Genomic DNA, 17,488 nt, shown 5'->3' with positions numbered 1-17,488 from the left:
AGCCGCCCGCCGCGCCCCTTGGGGGAGCGGCGGGCGGCTGCGTATCTTGCGGACATGGACCAGCTGCCGAAGTCCCGTACGGAGCCCGACGGTTCTGCCGTGATCAGGGTGCTCAGCTACAACATCCGCTCGCTGCGCGACGACGAGGAGGCGCTGGTGCGGGTCGTCCGGGCCTGCGCGCCGGACCTGGTCCTCGTGCAGGAGGCCCCCCGCTTCTTCCGCTGGCGCAAGCACGCGGCCCGGCTGGCCAGGAAATGCGACCTGGTGGTGCTGGGCGGGGGAGCGACGGCGACCGGCCCGCTGCTGCTGTGCTCGCTGCGGGTCTTCGCGGAACGCGCGGAGGACGTCCTGCTGCCGCACACGCCGGGACTGCACCGCCGGGGCCTGGCCACGGCCGTGGTGCGCATCGGCGGCGTGCGCCTGGGTGTGGTCTCGGCGCACCTGTCCCTGGACCGTACGGAGCGCCGGGCGCAGGCGGAGCTCGTCCTCGACCGGGTGGCCGCGCTGGACACCCCGTACGGGATCGCCGCGGGCGACGTGAACGAGGGACCGGAGGGCCCCGCCTTCCGGCGGCTCGCCGGCGGGCTGCAGGACTGCTGGTCGGTGGCCCCCTGGGGCGGCGAGCGGACCTTCCCCGCGACGGCGCCGGACCGGCGGATCGACGCGGTCTTCGCCACGGCGGGGGTGGAGGTACTGGCCTGCGGTGTCCCCGCGGGGCTGGCGGGGGTGTCCGGAGCGGACCTGCGGTCCGCCACGGACCACCTGCCGGTCCTGGCCGCGCTGCGGCTGCCGGCCGCGCCGTAGCCCGGTCCGGCCGGCGGGGCCGGGCGGCGGCGGGACGGGGGAGCGCGGCCGGGCCGGAAGCCCGGCCGCACCGGCCCGTCTCAGACCACGGCGCCGCGGCCCGGGTCGTCGTCCTCGTCGTCGCCGTGCTGCATGCGCGCGATCAGCGTCGCGAAGCCGCCCAGGAAACCGCCGATGCCCAGGGTCGTCAGCCACCAGGTCATGTCCCACTGCAGCAGCACCGCCAGCAGCAGGAGCACCGGGCCGCCGACCACCGCGAGCCACGCGAACTTCGCCGTCGTGTCCGCGGGCGGCAGCTCCGGCTCGGGCTGGACGAAGTGGCCCTCGTCCGCCGGGGTGGCCGGGTCCTCGTCGTCCGGCTCCGCCAGCGAGTGGTCACGGGGACCCGCCATGCCCACGCCCGGGGCGAAGACCACCGAGCTGCCCAGGGCGGGGGCGGGCCCGGCCGGGGCGTCGGTGCCGGAGCCGTCCCCGTCACCGGATTCGGCGTCCTTCCCGGGGGGCAGCGGCTTGACGTCCTCCTCCGGCAGCAGGAGGTTCTCGATGGGCCGGAACGGCCTGGCTCCCGGCGGGTCCGGGGGCTCCTGCCCGTATCCGGCGACGATCGCGGCCCAGGCCGCTTCCTCGTCGAGCGGCGGGATGCCGCCCGACTGCTCCTCGTGCTCAGCCACCGGCCTCCGCCCCCTCCCTGCCCACGCTCTCCGCCAGTCGGCCGACGAACGCAAAACTGTCCGCGAAGATCCGCTCCGCGTCATGGTCCAACGTCGCGACGTGGTAGCTCTGTTCCAGCAGGGTCTCGGTGACGTCCGTCGAGGACACCCGGGCCAGCACCCGCGCCGAGTCGACGGGCGGCACCACGTGGTCCTGCGGGCTGTGCAGGAGCAGCAGCGGCTGCGTCACCTGCGGCAGGTCGGCGTCCACGAGCTGCAGGAACTTCCGCAGCGAGTCCGCGGCGCGGGTCGGGACACGGTTGTAGCCGACCTCCTCGGAGCCCGGCTTGGCGATGTCGCTGGCGATGCCCGGCGTCGACCGGACGAAGTGCTTGGCGACCGGCAGCGCGAAGGCCAGTGGATCGTGCAGCTTGTTCGCCGGGTTGACGAGGACGATGCCGCTGATCGCGTCGCCGTGCCGGGCGGCCAGCCGCAGGGTCAGCGCGCCGCCCATCGACAACCCGAAGACGAACACCTGTTCACATCGGTCCAGCAGCTCCCGCAGGGCGCGGTCGACCTCGGCGTACCAGTCCTCCCAGCCCGTGAGCTGCATGTCCTGCCAGCGCGTCCCGTGCCCGGGCAGCAGCGGCAGCGACACCGTCAGCCCCCGCCCGGCGAGGTACTCGGCCCAGGGGCGCAGGGACTGCGGGGAACCGGTGAAGCCGTGGCAGAGGAGGACGCCGACCTCTCCGCCCTCGTGGCGGAACGGCTCGGCTCCAGGGAGGACGGGCACCAGGGTCTCCTTGGTCATGATGTACGTCGGGTGGGTGCGTTGCTCTGTGTGACTTCACCGTACGCGACCGGGGTGGCACCGGCCAGGGTCGTCGGGCCGCTGCCGGTGGAGGCAGGGGATAAGGTCTGTTCGACAGACACAGGAAGGCTTTCGAGTTGATCTACGGCGCAATGAAGTTCTCCATCGGCGGTTCGCTGAAGCTCGCGTTCAGGCCGTGGGTGGAGGGCCTCGAGAACATTCCCGCGGAGGGGCCGGCGATCCTCGCGAGCAACCACCTGTCCTTCTCCGACTCCTTCTTCCTGCCGGCCGTGCTGGACCGGAAGGTGACCTTCATCGCGAAGGCGGAGTACTTCACCTCCCCCGGAGTCAAGGGCAAGCTGACCGCCGCGTTCTTCAAGGGCGTCGGCCAGCTCCCGGTGGACCGCTCGGGCGCGCGCGGCGCCGGCGAGGCCGCCATCAAGAGCGGCATCGAGGTCATCGAGCGCGGAGAGCTGTTCGGTATCTACCCCGAGGGCACGCGTTCACCCGACGGACGCCTCTACCGCGGCAAGCCCGGAGGCCTGGCGCGGGTCGCCCTGGCCACCGGTGCGCCCGTGATCCCCGTCGCGATGATCAACACCGAGAAGATCCAGCCGCCCGGCAAGGTCATCCCCAAGCTCATGCGCCCCGGCATCCGCATCGGCAAGCCGCTGGACTTCAGCCGCTACCACGGCATGGACGGCGACCGCTTCATCCTGCGCTCGGTGACCGACGAGGTCATGTACGAGATCATGAAGCTCTCCGGCCAGGAGTACGTCGACATCTACGCGACGGCGGCCAAGCGCCAGATCGCCGATGCCGAGAAGGCCGCCAAGGACGCCGAGAAGGCGGCCAAGGCCGACAAGAGCGCCGACAAGAGCGCGGACAAGAGCGGCGACAAGGGCGACGGCGCCGCGTAGCACGGGCGGTACCGCCTGCGGGGGGTGGGGGAGATGGCGAGACGCGAACGTGTCGTGCGCATGTCGGTCGAGCAGCCGCTCTGGCGCGCCCTGACGGGGTACCGGCTGCTGACGATGGTCTACGCGGTGCTGCTGTTCGGCTCCGCGTACAAGGAGTTCCCCCGCCCCGGGGTCGCCATCGGCTACCTCGCCATGCTCTGCGTGTGGACCCTCGCGACCTCGCGGAAGGTCTCCGGCGCCGCGAGCTGCACCAAGGGCTTCCTCGTCGCCGACCTCACCGTCGCGGTCGGCGGCATCGCGCTGACCCCGGTCGCCGACACCCACGAGCGGATCACCGCCGGGGGCCCCACCCTCCCCAGCATCTGGACGGCCGGCGCCGTCCTCGGCTTCGCCATCAAGGGCGGCTGGCGCTGGGCCTGCTTCGCCTCCACCATCGTCGCCGCGGCCAACATCCTCGTCCACAGCGGCCAGCCCACCCGGGACACCCTCCACAACGTCCTGCTGGTCTGGGTCGCCTCGGTGGCCATCGGCTACGTCGTCGAGGTCGCCCGCGCCAGTGAGAACACCCTCGCCCGCGCCCTGGAGATCGAGGCCGCCACCCGCGAACGCGAACGCCTCGCCCGCGACATCCACGACGGGGTCCTCCAGGTCCTCGCCATGGTCCAGCGTCGCGGCGCCGAACTCGGCGGTGAGGCGGCGGAGATCGGCCGGATGGCGGGCGAGCAGGAGGTCGCGCTGCGCACGCTGGTCTCCAGCGGGCTGGTGCACACCTCCCGGGTCTCCCGCGACGAGTCGCGCGGCGCCCTGGTCGACGCCTACGAGGACGACGAGCCCGGGGCCGGCGACTCCGAGACCGACCTGCGCGGCCTCCTCGCCCCGTACGCGGGCTCCCGGGTCAGCTTCGCCGAACCGGGCACCCCGGTCCCGCTGCCCGCACCGGCGGCGAAGGAGCTGGCCGCGGCCGTCGGCGCCGCCCTCGACAACGTCCGCAAGCACGCCGGCGAGGGCGCCAGCGCCTGGATCCTGGTGGAGGACTGGGGCGACGAGGTGATCGTGACCGTGCGCGACGACGGGCCCGGCATCCCCGCGGGCCGCCTCGACCAGGCCGAGGGCGAGGGGCGGATGGGAGTGGCCCTGTCCATCCGCGGCAGGCTGCGCGACCTCGGCGGCAGCGCCGAGCTGGTGTCCGTACCCGGGCAGGGCACCGAAGTGGAACTGAAGGTCCCCAGGGCCAGGACGGACAAGAGATGAGCGAGCACACCGACGTGAACACCCCGCAGGAGCAGCAGGCGCCCGAGGTCAGGGTGATGGTCGTCGACGACCACCCGATGTGGCGGGACGCGGTCGCCCGCGACCTGGCCGCCGCCGGCCTCGACGTGGTGGCCACCGCGGGAGACGGCCCCGAGGCGGTACGCCGGGCCCGCGCCGTCGGCCCCGACGTCCTGGTCCTCGACCTCAACCTGCCCGGCATGCCCGGCGTGCAGGTCTGCAAGGAACTGGTCGGCGCCAACCCCGCGCTGCGGGTCCTGGTCCTGTCCGCGAGCGGCGAGCACGCGGACGTGCTGGAGGCCGTGAAGTCGGGCGCGACCGGCTACCTGCTGAAGTCGGCCGGAGCCCAGGAGCTGATCGACGCCGTCCGCCGCACCGCCGCCGGCGACCCGGTCTTCACCCCGGGCCTCGCCGGACTGGTGCTCGGCGAGTACCGCCGCCTGGCCACCGACCCCGCACCGGCCGCCCCGGACGACCCGAAGGCACCGCAGCTGACCGACCGGGAGACCGAGGTGCTGCGCCTGGTGGCCAAGGGGCTCTCGTACAAGCAGATCGCCGAACGGCTCGTCATCTCCCACCGCACCGTGCAGAACCACGTCCAGAACACCCTGGGCAAGCTGCAGTTGCACAACCGCGTGGAGCTGGTCCGCTACGCGATAGAGGCCGGGCTCGACGACGCCTGACGGCCCCTCCCGCCGGCCGTCGATCGTACTTACGTCCTCGTACGAGTGAACGGGCGTACGCAACGCCTCTCGATTCCACCGGAATTGCCGTTTCCGGAGCCCTTGCTGTGACCTGCGTCACCACTAGCGTGACCGTCATGGCGAAGGGAGATTCCATGAAGGTCGGAGTGCTGACCGGCGGCGGCGACTGCCCCGGTCTCAACGCGGTGATCAGGGCCGTCGTCCGCAAGGGCCACCAGGAGTACGGCTGCGCGTTCGTCGGGTTCAAGGACGGCTGGCGCGGCGCGGTCGAGGGCCGGACGGTGCCGCTCGACATCCCTGCCGTCCGCGGCATCCTGCCCCGCGGCGGCACCATCCTCGGCTCCTCGCGCACCAACCCGTTCACGACCGAGAACGGGGTGCGCGACATCAGGGAGAACCTCGCCAAGTACGAGGTCGACGCGCTCGTCGCGATCGGCGGCGAGGACACCCTCGGCGTCGCCGCCCGCCTCTACGAGGAGCACGGCGTCCCCTGCGTCGGCGTGCCCAAGACCATCGACAACGACCTGTCCGCCACCGACTACACCTTCGGCTTCGACACCGCCGTCGGCATCGCCACCGAGGCCATCGACCGGCTGCACACCACCGCCGAATCGCACATGCGGGTCCTGGTCGTCGAGGTCATGGGACGCCACGCCGGCTGGATCGCCCTGCACTCCGGACTCGCCGGCGGCGCCAACGTCATCCTCATCCCGGAGCAGCGCTTCGACCTGGACCGGGTGTGCGCCTGGGTGAACTCCCGCTTCAAGGCCAGCTACGCGCCCATCGTCGTCGTCGCCGAGGGCGCGATGCCCAAGGACGGGGACATGGTGCTGAAGGACGGCACCAAGGACTCCTTCGGGCACGTCCGGCTCTCGGGCGTGGGCGAATGGCTGGCGAAGGAGATCGAGGAGCGCACCGGCAAGGAGGCCCGCACCACCGTGCTCGGGCACATCCAGCGCGGCGGCACCCCCAGCGCCTTCGACCGCTGGCTCGCCACCCGGTTCGGACTGCACGCCATCGACGCCGTCCACGAAGGGGACTTCGGGAAGATGGTCGCCCTCAAGGGCACCGACATCGTCCGGGTCCCGATCGCCGACGCCACGGCGAAGCTGAAGACCGTGGACCCCGCCCTCTACGAGGAGGTCGGCGTCTTCTTCGGCTGAGCCGCCGCGCTCGCGCCCGCCATGGGTCGTATCGTGACGAACGGCCCATGGTCCGGCACTCCGGGAGACAGCGTGGAAATCCTTGCGTTCGGCGTGCAGGCCGACGAGAAACCGATGCTGGAAGCGGCCTTCGCGGGCCTGCACGAGGTGCGCTGCCTCGACGTCTTCCTCAGCGAGGACACCGCCCCCATCGCCGCCGGCTACGAGGTCGTCTCCTCCAGCGTCAACGCCGACCTGAACGCCCGGGTGCTGCGCATCCTGGCCGCCGGCGGCACCCGGATGATCGCCCAGCGCTCCACCGGCTTCAACAACATCGACCTCGACGTCGCCCGGCAGCTGGGCCTGACGGTGAGCCGGGTGTCCTCCTACTCCCCGTACGCCGTGGCCGAGTTCGCCTGGACCCTGGCCATGGCCGTGAACCGGCGCATCGTCCGCGCCTCGATGCGCACCCGGGACTTCGACTTCCGCCTCGACGGACTGCTCGGCCGCGACCTGCACGGCCGGACGGTCGGCGTGCTCGGCACGGGCAGGATCGGCGAGGCCTTCACCCGGATCGCGCACGGCTTCGGCATGCGCCTCCTCGGCTGGGACCTGGTGCAGAACCCGGCCTGCGCGGAACTGGGCATGAAGTACGTCGGCAAGGACGAGCTGTTCGCCTCCTGCGACCTCATCAGCCTGCACGTTCCCCTGCTGGAGGCCACCCACCACATCGTCGACGCGGCCGCGCTCCGGGCCATGAAGGACGACGCGATCCTGGTCAACTCCAGCCGCGGCGGGCTCATCGACAGCGAAGCGCTGGTCACGGAGCTGCGGGCCGGGCGCTTCACGGGGGTCGGCCTCGACGTGTACGAGGCGGAGGCGGGCGTCTTCTTCACCGACCGGTCCCTGGAGGCCGTCGAGGACGACACCCTCGCCCGGCTGGTCACCTTCCCGAACGTCGTGGTCACCTCCCACCAGGCCTACTACACGGCCGACGCGGTGGGCCAGATCATCGACACCACCGCCGCCAACATCGCCGACTACCTGGCGGGCCGCCACTCCGAGAACGTCCTCGTGCCGGCCGCCCCCTGAACACCCCGGCCGTCCCGCAGGCCCGCGGGCGCGCGCCACGGCCCCCCGACTTCGGCCGGAGTTCACCCCGCCGTCACCCCGCCCGCGCACCCCGGCACGTACCTTCGCCCCGTGGACATCCCCTCCTGGGCCCGCTCGGCCCTCCTGGCCCTCGCGGCCTTCCAGCTGCTCGGCGCGTACGCGGCCCTGCGCCGCCTCCGCAGCGCCGACGGCGCCCGCCGCACGGACGCCGGACTCGACCTCGTCGACGCGCTCGCCGGAGTCGTCGTCCTCACCGGACTGGCCTTCGGGCAGCTCGCCGTGTTCGTCGGCGGGCTCGCCGTCCAGGGGCCGGTCCTGGTGACCCAGCTGGTCCGGCGGATCCAGGCCCGCCGCGGACCGTCCGCCGACGGCCCCGGCGACCCGCTGAACCCCGGCCTGACCCAGGGCTAACGCCGTGCTCGCGCCGGAGCCGGGGCGCGGACGGCCGTCACCAGATCCCGCAGCAGCTCCGCGCCCCGCAGGGTCAGGACCGACTCCGGGTGGAACTGGACCCCCGCGAAGCCCCCGGCCGCGGACCGCAGGGCGTGCACCTCACCCGTCGACCGGTCCCGGGCCACCTCCACCCCGCGGGCGGCCAGCCCGGCGGCCGCCGGCCCGTCGCAGACGGCCGTGTACGTGTTGTAGAAGCCGACCACCTCCCGCGCCCCGAACAGGTCGACCTCCAGCTGCGCGCCCTGCGCCGGCTCCGCCTTGCGCGCCAGCGGCAGGCCCAGCTCGGCCGCCAGCAGCTCGTGGCCCAGGCACACCCCGAGCAGCCCGTGCCGGTGCCCGGCCAGCAGCTCCGCCGCCAGCCCGCGCAGCATCCGCATCTTCGGATCGGCCTCGTCCGCCGGGTTCCCCGGCCCCGGACCCAGCACCACCGGGCCCTCCCAGGCCAGGGCCGCGCCGCGCAGCCCCGGATCGTCGTAGCGGCGTACGGTCACCTCCAGTCCCGCCACCCGCAGGACGTGCGCCAGCATCGCCGTGAACGTGTCCTCGCCGTCCACCACCAGCGCGTGCCCGGTCACCGCCGGCGGCCGCTCCTGCATCCGCAGCCAGAACGGGGCCAGGTCCGCCCGCCGCGCGGCCAGCGCCGCCCGCACCCGCGGATCGTCCGCGAGCCGGGGCCCGCCGGACGTCGGCCGGGGCGCCGCCGGCCGCACCCCGAGGGCCGCCAGCACCCCGGCCGCCTTCGCGTGCGTCTCCGCCACCTCGCCCGCCGGGTCGGAGCTGCGCACCAGGGTCGCGCCGACCGCGACCCGCAGCGCGCCGTCCGCGGCGATGTCGGCGGTGCGGATGAGGATGGGGGAGTCGAGGGTCTGCGCCCCGGACGCGTCGAGCCCCAGCAGGGCCAGCGCGCCCGCGTAGTAGCCGCGGCCGCCGCTCTCGTACCGCTCGATCACCCGGCAGGCGTTCTGCACGGGCGAGCCCGTCACCGTCGCCGCGAACATGGTCTCCCGCAGCACCTCCCGCACGTCCAGCGAGGAACGCCCCCGCAGCTCGTACTCCGTGTGGGTGAGGTGGGACATCTCCTTCAGCCGCGGACCGACGACGACCCCGCCCCGGTCGCCGACCGTGCACATCATCTTCAGTTCCTCGTCGACCACCATCGACAGCTCCTCGGTCTCCTTGCGGTCGCCGAGGAAGGCGAGCAGGGACTCGGCCGTCGGGCCGCCCGCGGGATGCCGGTACGTCCCGCTGATCGGGTTCATCACCACCGTGCCCCCGGACATCCGCACGTGGACCTCGGGGCTGGCACCGACCAGCGTGCGCTCGCCGGTGTGCACGACGTACGTCCAGTACGCGCCCCGCTCGCCCTCCAGCAGCCTGCGGAACAGGGCCAGCGCGTCGGCCCGCCCGAAACCGTCGATCCGGCCCTCGAAGGTCCGCCGGACGACGAAGTTCGCGCCCTCGCCCTGGCCGATCTCGTCCCGCACCACCCGCTCGACCGTGTCCGCGTACGCCGCGTCGGAGACGTCGAAACCACCGTCCTCCACCCGCACCCGGTGCGCGGGCAGCTCCGCCATCGCCTCCGCGAGCGGGATCTCGTACGCCTCCTCGGCGACCAGCGCGCACAGCGGGGTGCCGTCGTCGCGCACGTCGAAGCCGCGCTCCCGGATCTGGCGGAAGGGGACGAGGGCGAGGGTGGGCAGGGGGCCGACCGGAAGGTCGGCGAGGCGGCCGGCCTCGTGGACGGGGCCCACGAGCACCTCGACCGTCTCGTGGTCACGGCCGGGGGTGCGCCTGCGCAGCAGGGCGAACGGCGGGCAGGTCTCGTCGAGCAGCCGGCTCAGCGGGTGCTGCCGGTCCTGGCGGCGGGTTTCCATGGCGGAGCGTCCTTCCGGTGGGAGGAGCGGCTCCGGCCGCCGACATCGCGGTCGGGAACGCGGAAGGCCGCCCCTCGGGGCGGCCTTCGCGTCGTGCGTGTCTCAGGTACGCGCGGGAAGTGGGCCGCCGGGAGCGGGCCACCACCAGTTCTGGTTCGAGTGCGCGTACATGGGAGGCACCTTAGCCCAGACCGAGCACCCGGCGCCCGGATCCGTTCCGGAAGCCGGGCCGAACCATGGATTCCGTTCCGTGCGGGGCCCGCCGCCTTCGAGAAATCCGTCTCACGTTGTGGGCGGGGGGCCGGACGCCCCCGCGGACGCCGTAATGTGTACGAGGTGACCGTGAACGCTGAAAACCACGCCCTCGCCGCCAAGGCGACCTGGCGAGACCTTCCCGCGGCGCAGCAGCCTTCGTACCCCGATGCCGAGGCTCTGCGCGCTGTCGTCGCGGACCTCGAGTCGTATCCTCCGCTCGTCTTCGCGGGTGAGTGCGACCAGCTGCGTGCCCGTCTGGGAGCCGTCGCCAAGGGCGAGGCGTTCCTGTTGCAGGGCGGCGACTGCGCCGAGGCCTTCGACGGCGTCTCCGCCGAACACATCCGTGCCAAGCTCAAGACGCTGCTCCAGATGAGTGCCGTCCTGACGTACGCGGCCTCCGTGCCCGTCGTCAAGGTCGGCCGGATCGCCGGCCAGTACTCCAAGCCGCGCTCCAAGGACACCGAGACCCGCGACGGCGTGACCCTGCCGACCTACCGCGGCGACTCCGTCAACGGCTTCGCCTTCACCGAGGAGGCCCGGGTCCCGGACCCGGAGCGCCTCAAGCGCATGTACAACGCCTCGGCGTCCACGCTGAACCTGGTGCGCGCCTTCACCACCGGTGGTTACGCCGACCTGCGCCAGGTCCACGCCTGGAACCAGGACTTCGTGAAGTCGTCCCCGTCGGGTCAGCGCTACGAGCAGCTCGCCCGCGAGATCGACAACGCCCTGAACTTCATGAAGGCCTGTGGCACCGACCCGGCCGAGTTCAAGGCCGTCGAGTTCTACGCCTCCCACGAGGCGCTGCTGCTCGACTACGAGGGCGCGCTGACCCGCACCGACTCGCGGACCGGCAAGCTGTACGACACCTCGGGCCACATGGTGTGGATCGGTGAGCGCACCCGCCAGCTGGACCACGCGCACATCGAGTTCTGCTCGCAGATCGCCAACCCGATCGGCATCAAGCTCGGCCCCACCACCACGGTGGACGAGGCGCTCACCTACATCGACCGCCTCGACCCGGAGCGCGAGCCCGGCCGGCTGACCTTCGTCGTCCGCATGGGCGCCGGCAAGGTCCGCGAGAAGCTCCCCGAGCTGGTCGAGAAGGTCACCGCCTCCGGTGCGGTCGTCGGCTGGGTCACCGACCCGATGCACGGCAACACCTTCGAGGCGGCCTCGGGCCACAAGACGCGCCGTTTCGACGACGTGCTCGACGAGGTCAAGGGCTTCTTCGAGGTCCACAAGGCCCTCGGCACCCACCCGGGCGGCATCCACGTCGAGCTCACCGGTGACGACGTCACCGAGTGCGTGGGCGGCGGCGACGAGATCTTCGTCGACGACCTGCACCAGCGCTACGAGACGGCCTGCGACCCGCGGCTCAACCGCAGCCAGTCCCTGGACCTGGCGTTCCTGGTCGCCGAGATGTACCGCGACCAGTGAGGAACGCAGCTCGGCGATGAGTCGTAGCTTCCTACGGCGATGGGGCGCGGATCGATGTGATCCGCGCCCCACCGTCGTATCCGGGGCTTTTAGGCGAACCTAACTTTGGGTACGGTTAGGTAAGCCTCACCGAATAGGTGAGGGCTCGCCGCACCAGAAGCGCCAGGAGGTGAACCGCGTGTACGTCTGCTCTTGTTTCGGGATCACCGACAGGCAGGTCAAGGAACACGCGGCTGCCGGGGCCTGCACGCCCCGCCAGATCGCCTCGGTCACCAAGGCCGGCACCGACTGCGGCTCCTGCGTCCGCACCATCCAGGGCATCCTCGGCCGCGGCGCGTGTCCCCGCCGGGAGCTGCTGGAGAAGGGCGACGCGGTGTCCGTGCTCGCCGCCGACCCGGAAGCGGCGCCCGCGCCCACGCCCGAGCTGGCCGAAGCGGCCTAGGAGGGCTCCGGGCCCGCACGGCCCGCAGGTCGGACCCGCTGCTAGCTCGGCTGCTCGATCAGCTGCGCGATGTACAGCGCCTCACCGAGGGACTCGATCAGCTCCAGCTGCGTGTCGAGGTAGTCGATGTGGTGCTCCTCGTCCTCCAGGATGTCCTCGAAGAGCCGCGCCGAGGTGATGTCGCCCTTGCCGCGCATGACCTCGATGCCCCGCTTGAGGCGGTCGATGGCCTCGACCTCGACCTGGCGGTCCGCCTGGAACATCTCCGTGATCGTCTGCCCGACGCGCACGTGGAAGAGTCGCTGGTAGTTCGGAAGACCGTCGAGCATCAGGATGCGCTCGGTGATCTTGTCCGCGTGCTTCATCTCGTCGATGGACTCTTCACGCGTGTACTTGGCGAGCTTGGTCCAGCCCTTGTTGTCCTGGATGCGGTAGTGCAGCCAGTACTGGTTGATGGCCGTCAGCTCGCCGGTCAGCTGCTCGTTCAGAAACTCAAGGACCTCGGGGTCGCCCTGCATCGCAGAGGCTCCTTCCAGGCAATGTCAGCTATGTGACGGGGCAGTTGCGCGCATCCTTGCACCGCCGCAGAAGGCCGTCCAGTAAGTGCCTCCTTAGTGGGAGTTGCCGCGACTTGCCCCGAATCGGCTCAGGCCTGGTCATCACCACCCTGCCCAGTCTGTCACCATGGAGTCATGGGTCAGCCGGAAAGCCGGGAATCTCCGGGAGCAGAGCAGCTGGAGCTTCCACCGGGACAGCGGTTGCAGAAGGGCTGGCCGGTCACCCACTACGGCCCCGTACCCAAGTTCAAGCCGGAGCGCTGGGAGTTCCGCGTCTTCGGCGCGACCGCCGACGGTGACAAGCGCTGCTGGAACCACGAGGAGTTCACGGCCCTGCCGTTCGACTCCGTCGTGGCGGACCTCCACTGCGTCACGAAGTTCAGCATGCAGGGCGCCGAATGGGGCGGCGTGCTCGCCCGGCGCATCCTGGAGCTCGCTCCGCCGGCGCCGCAGGTCACGCACGTGATGGTGTGGGCCGAGTACGGCTTCAGCTCCAACCTGCGACTGGCCGACTTCGCCTCGGACCGGACCGTCTTCGCCACTCACGAGGGCGGTGAACTCCTCACCGCCGAACACGGCTTCCCCGTGCGGCTGGTGGTCCCGCACCTGTACGCCTGGAAGGGCCCCAAGTGGGTCCGCGGCGTGGAGTACATGACCGCCGACCGCCGCGGCTTCTGGGAGGAGCGCGGCTACCACAACATCGGCGACCCCTGGCGGGAGCAGCGCTACTCCTACCAGGAGGAGCCCGGGGACGGCCCCGAACTCTAGGGCGCGTCCGGATCCGCGTCCCGCCGGTGTCCCTCAATGGTGGTACCGGTGGACCACCGCGTGTCCCTTCCCCCGGCCGATGAGCCACTTGTTGACCGGGGTCGTGATCACGAAGGCGGCCGCCAGGGCGATCGCCAGGACGATCCAGAACACCGGCTCCGACAGATGGGCGTCCATCGCGCCCGGCCACAGGGCGATCACCCCGTTGTCGATCAGTTCCATCACGGCGATCGAAAGGGTGTCCGCGGCCAGCGCCACCCGGACGGCCGCACGGAAGCCGACGCCCGCGGCGAGGATCCCGCGCAGCGTGAGGGCGTAGCCGAAGAAGAACGCGAGCACGATCGCCAGGACCATCGTCTGTACGTTGCCCCACCCCAGTGCGGTGCCGATCACCATGCCGAGGACCTCGCCGATGGCGCAGCCGGTGAGGCAGTGCAGGGTGGCGCGGGCCGCCACGGCCCAGCCGGTCTTCCCGTGGTTCCCGTGGTGCTCGTGACGGTGCTCGTGACCCTCGTGGCTCTGGTCCATGACGACCCCCTCGGGGAAATGCCGGGTGGTGGTTCCGCCGACACGACCGGAACCGTATACCCCCCTGGAGTATTCCCTCAAGGGTCGTGGATCACCGCGAGCCGCGCAGCTCCTTCAGCAGGGCCACGTCCGCCGCGTGCCCCTCCTTGCCCCCGGGCGTCTCGATGATCAGCGGAACGCCCTCCATCGCCGGGTGCGAGAACAGCTCCGCGAAGGCGTCCCGGCCGATATGGCCCTGGCCGATGTTCGCGTGCCGGTCCTTGTGGGCGCCCACGCCCTCCTTCGAGTCGTTCGCGTGGACCAGCTTCAGCCTGCCCTCGCCCACCGTGTCCACCAGCAGGTCCAGCGTCACCTTCGAGCCGCCGGGCTCCGCCAGGTCGTGGCCGGCCGCGAAGACGTGGCAGGTGTCCAGGCAGATCCCCAGCTTCGGGTGGTGGTCCAGCGCGTCGAAGTACGGACCGAAGTCCTCGGCGAGCGAGCACAGCGAGGAGCCCTGCCCGGCCGTCGATTCCAACAGCAGGAACGGGTCCTCGTCGTGGGTCAGCTCGTCCAGCAGCGGCAGCATGTGCTCCCTGATCTGCGCGTACGCGAGCTCCCGCGGCCGGCCGCCGGTCGCCGAGCCGGTGTGCACGACCACCCCCAGCGCACCGATCGCGCGGGCCCTGCGCAGCGAGTGGCGCAGGGACTCCACCGACTTCTCCACGGTCGCCGCGGTGTGCGAGCCGAAGTTGATCAGGTACGGCGCGTGCACGTACGCCGGGATCGACTCCGCCGCGCACTCCTCCCGGAACCGTTCGTCCTGCGCCGGGCTGCCGACCGGGGTGGCCCATCCCCGCGGATTGGCGACGAAGACCTGGACGGCCTCCGCGCCCATCTCGCGGGCGTACGTCAGCCCGACCGAGGCCAGACCGCCCGCCACCGGGACGTGCCCGCCCACTGGATTGCGCACCACTGCCGCCTACAGCCCCTTGGTCCGGATGGTGATCGTGCTGCCCTCGGGGGCCGGCTGCCCGGCCGGCACCGACTGGGCGTCCACGGTGTTGCTGAACGAGATGAGCGGCCGGTCGACCTTCACCTTGAAGCCCGCAGCCTCCAGCGCCTTGCGGGCCGGGTCCACGTCCTGGCCGACCACGTTGGGGACGGGCAGCATGCGGGGTCCCTTGGACACCGTCAGCGTCACCGTGTCACCGGCTGCGGCCTGCGTACCGGCCCCGATCGACTGGTTGGCGACCGTACCGGCCGGGGAGGGCGAGTCGACCTGCTCGGGAGCCGTCTGCACCTTCAGGCCCAGTGCCTGAAGGGTGGACGTCGCCTGGTCGACGGAGAGCCCCGTCACCCCGGGCACCGGCACCGGACGGCCCTTGCTCACGACGATCGAGACGGCGGTGTCGGGCGCCCGCTTCTCGCCGCCCGGCGGGTTGGTGCTGATCACCGAGCCCTGGGCGACGTCCTGGCTGAAGGCCTGCGTGACGGCGCCCGGGGCCAGCCCGGCCTTCGTCAGCTCGGACTTCGCCTCCTCCAGCGGCCTGCCCTTCAGGTTGGGCACGGCCACGACCTCGGGACCGCGGGACAGGGTGAGGGTCACCGCGCCGTTGCCGCGGATCTTCCGGCCGCCCGGCGGGTCGGTGTCCATCACCGTGCCCCGGTCGAAGGCGTCGCTGAACTTCCGCTCGACGCCCTTCACCCCGAGACCGGCCTCCGACAGCTGGGCGCGCGCCTGGTCCTCGGTCTTGCCCAGCAGGTTGGGCACCCTCGTGAACTGGCCCGAGTTGATGTACCAGACGCCCGTGCCCAGCCCGAGCGCCAGCAGCACGCCGACGACGGCCAGCAGGACGCCCCGGTTCGGCCGCCGCCCGGCGGAGGCCTGCGCCCGGTCGGCCGGCGGGGCCGGCGGAGGGGGCAGCGTCTCGAAGCGGGAGGTGAGGTTCACGGGCCGGTCCGCGGCCACCGGGCGGGGGATCACGCTCGTGCGGTCCTCGGTCGCCGAACGCTCCCCGGCACGCGCCTGCGGCGGTACGGCGTCCAGCTCGGCGTCGCCGAGCGGCGCCCGGGCCTCCAGGCTGAGGCCCAGCAGGGCCGCGGCGTCGGAGGGGCGCAGGTCGGGGTTGCGGGCCGTCGCGTGCGCGACGAGCTCGTCCAGTCCGGCGGGCAGCCCGGGCACGGCGGCGGACGGCGGCGGAACGTCCTCGTTCAGGTGCTGGTAGAGCACCTGCGCCGGGGTGCCGCCGAGGTGCGGCTTGCTGCCGGTGAGCATCTCGTACAGGACGACACCGCAGGCGTACACGTCCACCCGGGTGTCGGCGATGCCGTTCTCGATCTGCTCCGGCGCCAGGTAGGACACCGTCCCGAGCACCGAGTCGGTGGTGTTGGTCACCGAGTCCACGGACCGCACCAGCCCGAAGTCCGCGACCTTGACCCGGCCGTCGTCGCCGATCAGGACGTTCTCGGGCTTCATGTCCCGGTGCACGAAGCCGGCCCGGTGGGCGGCCCCGAGCGCGGCGAGGACGGGTTCGAGGATGTCCAGGGCGGCCCGGGGCTGCAGCGCGCCGCGCTCGCGCAGGACGTCGCGCAGGGTGCAGCCGGAGACGTACTCCATCGCCAGGTAGACGTACGGGCCGTCCGTGCCCTGGTCGAACACGGCGACCACGTTGGGATGGGCGAGCCGGGCCACCGACTTCGCCTCGCGGATGAACCGGTCCACGAAGGCGGCGTCGGAGGCGAGCGCCGGGTGCATCACCTTCAGGGCGAGCACGCGGTCCAGGCGGGTGTCGACGGCCCGGTAGACCGTCGCCATCCCGCCGGCCGCGATGCGGGCGTCGATGCGGTAGCGGCCGTCGAGCACGCGCCCGACGAGGGGGTCATCCAGGGTCGTATCCACCCGCCGATTCTACGAGCCGCCCCCGGCCCCCCGTCCGGGACGGGTCCCCCTTGCAGCGCAGCTGTGACGTGGGGCGCCCCGCCCCTCAGAACGCCGGGCGCTCGGGATCCAGGTGGGCGCGGCCCTCCGCGGGGGAGGAGGCCTCCGCGAAGCGGCGCTGCGGGATGCGGCCCGCGCGGTGGGCCAGCCGACCCGCCGAGACCGCGTCGCGCATGGCCGAGGCCATCAGGACGGGCTCCTGCGCCCGGGTCACCGCCGAGGCCAGCATCACCGCCGCGCAGCCCAGCTCCATCGCCAGCGCCACGTCCGAGGCGGTCCCCGCCCCCGCGTCCAGGATCACGGGCACGGAGGCCCGCTCCGCGATCAGCTCGAAGTTGTGCGGGTTGCGGATGCCCATGCCCGAGCCGATGGGGGAGCCGAGGGGCATGACGGCCGCGCAGCCGACGTCCTCCAGCTTCCGGGCGAGCACCGGGTCGTCGTTGGTGTACGGCAGGACGGTGAAGCCCTCGTCGACCAGGATCTCGGCGGCGTCCAGCAGCTCCACGCCGTCCGGCAGGAGGGTCCGCTCGTCGGCGACCACTTCCAGCTTGATCCAGTCCGTGCCGAGGGCCTCCCGGGCGAGCCGGGCCGTGAGGACGGCCTCGCCCGCGGTGAAACAGCCGGCCGTGTTCGGCAGTACGGAGATGCCCAGCCGGGCGAGCACGGACAGGACCGAGCCCTGCACCGTCGGGTCAAGGCGCCGCATGGCCACCGTGGTGAGTTCGGTGCCGGAGGCGACCAGGGCGCGTTCCAGGACGTCCAGGCTCGGGGCGCCGCCGGTGCCCATGATCAGGCGGGAGCCGAAGGTCCGGCCGCCCAGGGTGAAGAGGTCGTCCGCCACGGG

The 17,488-nt window shown here is 72.2% G+C and carries 18 protein-coding genes; 10 read left to right on the top strand and 8 right to left on the bottom strand.

Annotation, left to right across the window (positions count from 1 at the left end; all coding sequences use genetic code 11):
- Positions 1 to 54: 54 nt before the first annotated feature.
- Positions 55 to 804: an endonuclease/exonuclease/phosphatase family protein gene (locus ACPU2J_RS09780; RefSeq protein ID WP_420081036.1), complete on the top strand. Its 750-nt coding sequence runs from the start codon at positions 55 to 57 to the stop codon at positions 802 to 804.
- A gap of 80 nt (positions 805 to 884) precedes the next feature.
- On the opposite strand, the gene ACPU2J_RS09775 is transcribed toward ACPU2J_RS09780, so the two are convergent.
- A complete protein-coding gene (locus ACPU2J_RS09775) occupies positions 885 to 1,475 on the bottom strand; it encodes a hypothetical protein (RefSeq protein ID WP_365074546.1) in 591 nt (196 codons plus the stop codon).
- Positions 1,468 to 2,247 carry an alpha/beta hydrolase gene (locus tag ACPU2J_RS09770; protein ID WP_423834944.1) on the bottom strand — a complete coding sequence of 260 codons (780 nt, stop codon included), beginning with the start codon at positions 2,245 to 2,247 and terminating at the stop codon, positions 1,468 to 1,470. The genes ACPU2J_RS09775 and ACPU2J_RS09770 overlap by 8 nt, the downstream gene beginning before the upstream one ends.
- 170 nt (positions 2,248 to 2,417) lie before the next feature.
- Between ACPU2J_RS09770 and ACPU2J_RS09765 the strand changes: the two genes are divergently transcribed.
- The 6 genes from ACPU2J_RS09765 (at position 2,418) to ACPU2J_RS09740 (ending at position 7,824) form a co-directional block, all read left to right on the top strand.
- Positions 2,418 to 3,185, top strand: a complete 768-nt coding sequence (locus ACPU2J_RS09765; RefSeq protein ID WP_401167660.1) for a lysophospholipid acyltransferase family protein — start codon at positions 2,418 to 2,420, stop codon at positions 3,183 to 3,185.
- 33 nt (positions 3,186 to 3,218) lie between these two features.
- Positions 3,219 to 4,436 carry a MacS family sensor histidine kinase gene (gene macS / locus ACPU2J_RS09760; protein ID WP_423833087.1) on the top strand — a complete coding sequence of 406 codons (1,218 nt, stop codon included), beginning with the start codon at positions 3,219 to 3,221 and terminating at the stop codon, positions 4,434 to 4,436.
- The gene (locus ACPU2J_RS09755; RefSeq protein WP_361595139.1) at positions 4,433 to 5,137 is read left to right on the top strand and encodes a response regulator; all 705 of its coding nucleotides are present in this window, start codon (positions 4,433 to 4,435) and stop codon (positions 5,135 to 5,137) included. The genes macS and ACPU2J_RS09755 overlap by 4 nt, the downstream gene beginning before the upstream one ends.
- A gap of 155 nt (positions 5,138 to 5,292) precedes the next feature.
- Complete coding sequence (locus tag ACPU2J_RS09750; protein ID WP_361595234.1) at positions 5,293 to 6,321, top strand: 6-phosphofructokinase; 1,029 nt, start codon at positions 5,293 to 5,295, stop codon at positions 6,319 to 6,321.
- 72 nt (positions 6,322 to 6,393) lie between these two features.
- Positions 6,394 to 7,392, top strand: coding sequence for a 2-hydroxyacid dehydrogenase (locus ACPU2J_RS09745; RefSeq protein WP_420081038.1), 999 nt, complete (start codon positions 6,394 to 6,396; stop codon positions 7,390 to 7,392).
- A 111-nt stretch (positions 7,393 to 7,503) separates the two neighbouring features.
- Entirely contained in the window at positions 7,504 to 7,824 is a 321-nt protein-coding gene (locus tag ACPU2J_RS09740) for a hypothetical protein (RefSeq protein ID WP_423833086.1), read from the top strand.
- Here ACPU2J_RS09740 and ACPU2J_RS09735 read toward each other — a convergent pair.
- Positions 7,821 to 9,740: an anthranilate synthase family protein gene (locus ACPU2J_RS09735; protein WP_423833085.1), complete on the bottom strand. Its 1,920-nt coding sequence runs from the start codon at positions 9,738 to 9,740 to the stop codon at positions 7,821 to 7,823. The genes ACPU2J_RS09740 and ACPU2J_RS09735 overlap by 4 nt on opposite strands.
- 336 nt (positions 9,741 to 10,076) lie before the next feature.
- Between ACPU2J_RS09735 and ACPU2J_RS09730 the strand changes: the two genes are divergently transcribed.
- Both ACPU2J_RS09730 and ACPU2J_RS09725 read left to right on the top strand, forming a co-directional pair.
- On the top strand, positions 10,077 to 11,432 hold the full coding sequence (locus ACPU2J_RS09730; protein WP_361595131.1) for a class II 3-deoxy-7-phosphoheptulonate synthase: 1,356 nt from the start codon (positions 10,077 to 10,079) through the stop codon (positions 11,430 to 11,432).
- Between the two features lie 178 nt (positions 11,433 to 11,610).
- Positions 11,611 to 11,874, top strand: coding sequence for a (2Fe-2S)-binding protein (locus ACPU2J_RS09725; RefSeq protein WP_420082460.1), 264 nt, complete (start codon positions 11,611 to 11,613; stop codon positions 11,872 to 11,874).
- A 41-nt stretch (positions 11,875 to 11,915) separates the two neighbouring features.
- Here the strand turns inward: ACPU2J_RS09725 and bfr are convergent, their stop codons facing one another.
- Positions 11,916 to 12,392, bottom strand: a complete 477-nt coding sequence (gene bfr, locus ACPU2J_RS09720) for a bacterioferritin (RefSeq protein WP_031153026.1) — start codon at positions 12,390 to 12,392, stop codon at positions 11,916 to 11,918.
- 174 nt (positions 12,393 to 12,566) lie between these two features.
- Here bfr and ACPU2J_RS09715 point away from each other — a divergent pair, with 174 nt between their 5' ends.
- The gene (locus tag ACPU2J_RS09715; RefSeq protein WP_365498986.1) at positions 12,567 to 13,199 is read left to right on the top strand and encodes a sulfite oxidase-like oxidoreductase; all 633 of its coding nucleotides are present in this window, start codon (positions 12,567 to 12,569) and stop codon (positions 13,197 to 13,199) included.
- Positions 13,200 to 13,232: 33 nt separating this feature from the next.
- Here the strand turns inward: ACPU2J_RS09715 and ACPU2J_RS09710 are convergent, their stop codons facing one another.
- The 4 genes from ACPU2J_RS09710 to ACPU2J_RS09695 all read right to left on the bottom strand — a co-directional run bounded on the left by ACPU2J_RS09710 (position 13,233) and on the right by ACPU2J_RS09695 (position 17,485).
- A complete protein-coding gene (locus ACPU2J_RS09710; RefSeq protein ID WP_420081042.1) occupies positions 13,233 to 13,727 on the bottom strand; it encodes a DUF4396 domain-containing protein in 495 nt (164 codons plus the stop codon).
- Between the two features lie 91 nt (positions 13,728 to 13,818).
- Positions 13,819 to 14,676 (bottom strand): deoxyribonuclease IV, encoded by an 858-nt coding sequence (locus ACPU2J_RS09705; protein ID WP_420081043.1) that lies wholly within the window; start codon positions 14,674 to 14,676, stop codon positions 13,819 to 13,821.
- Between the two features lie 9 nt (positions 14,677 to 14,685).
- Positions 14,686 to 16,605, bottom strand: coding sequence for a Stk1 family PASTA domain-containing Ser/Thr kinase (gene pknB, locus ACPU2J_RS09700; protein WP_423833084.1), 1,920 nt, complete (start codon positions 16,603 to 16,605; stop codon positions 14,686 to 14,688).
- A gap of 85 nt (positions 16,606 to 16,690) precedes the next feature.
- Positions 16,691 to 17,485 carry a thiazole synthase gene (locus ACPU2J_RS09695; protein ID WP_361595122.1) on the bottom strand — a complete coding sequence of 265 codons (795 nt, stop codon included), beginning with the start codon at positions 17,483 to 17,485 and terminating at the stop codon, positions 16,691 to 16,693.
- Between the last annotated feature and the right edge of the window lie 3 nt (positions 17,486 to 17,488).

This window comes from Streptomyces manipurensis (genome assembly GCF_049570255.1).
GTDB classification, from domain to species: Bacteria; Actinomycetota; Actinomycetes; order Streptomycetales; family Streptomycetaceae; genus Streptomyces; species Streptomyces manipurensis.
This window is presented reverse-complemented; position numbering and strand designations above follow the sequence as displayed.

Bases quoted from the DNA above. Each gene is read 5' to 3' on its own strand.
- bfr (WP_031153026.1), bottom strand. From the start codon at position 12,392: ATGCAGGGCGACCCCGAGGTCCTTGAGTTTCTGAACGAGCAGCTGACC.
- macS (WP_423833087.1), top strand. From the start codon at position 3,219: ATGGCGAGACGCGAACGTGTCGTGCGCATGTCGGTCGAGCAGCCGCTC.
- ACPU2J_RS09765 (WP_401167660.1), top strand. From the start codon at position 2,418: ATGAAGTTCTCCATCGGCGGTTCGCTGAAGCTCGCGTTCAGGCCGTGG.
- ACPU2J_RS09710 (WP_420081042.1), bottom strand. From the start codon at position 13,727: ATGGACCAGAGCCACGAGGGTCACGAGCACCGTCACGAGCACCACGGG.
- ACPU2J_RS09735 (WP_423833085.1), bottom strand. From the start codon at position 9,740: ATGGAAACCCGCCGCCAGGACCGGCAGCACCCGCTGAGCCGGCTGCTC.
- ACPU2J_RS09715 (WP_365498986.1), top strand. From the start codon at position 12,567: ATGGGTCAGCCGGAAAGCCGGGAATCTCCGGGAGCAGAGCAGCTGGAG.
- ACPU2J_RS09750 (WP_361595234.1), top strand. From the start codon at position 5,293: ATGAAGGTCGGAGTGCTGACCGGCGGCGGCGACTGCCCCGGTCTCAAC.
- ACPU2J_RS09755 (WP_361595139.1), top strand. From the start codon at position 4,433: ATGAGCGAGCACACCGACGTGAACACCCCGCAGGAGCAGCAGGCGCCC.
- ACPU2J_RS09780 (WP_420081036.1), top strand. From the start codon at position 55: ATGGACCAGCTGCCGAAGTCCCGTACGGAGCCCGACGGTTCTGCCGTG.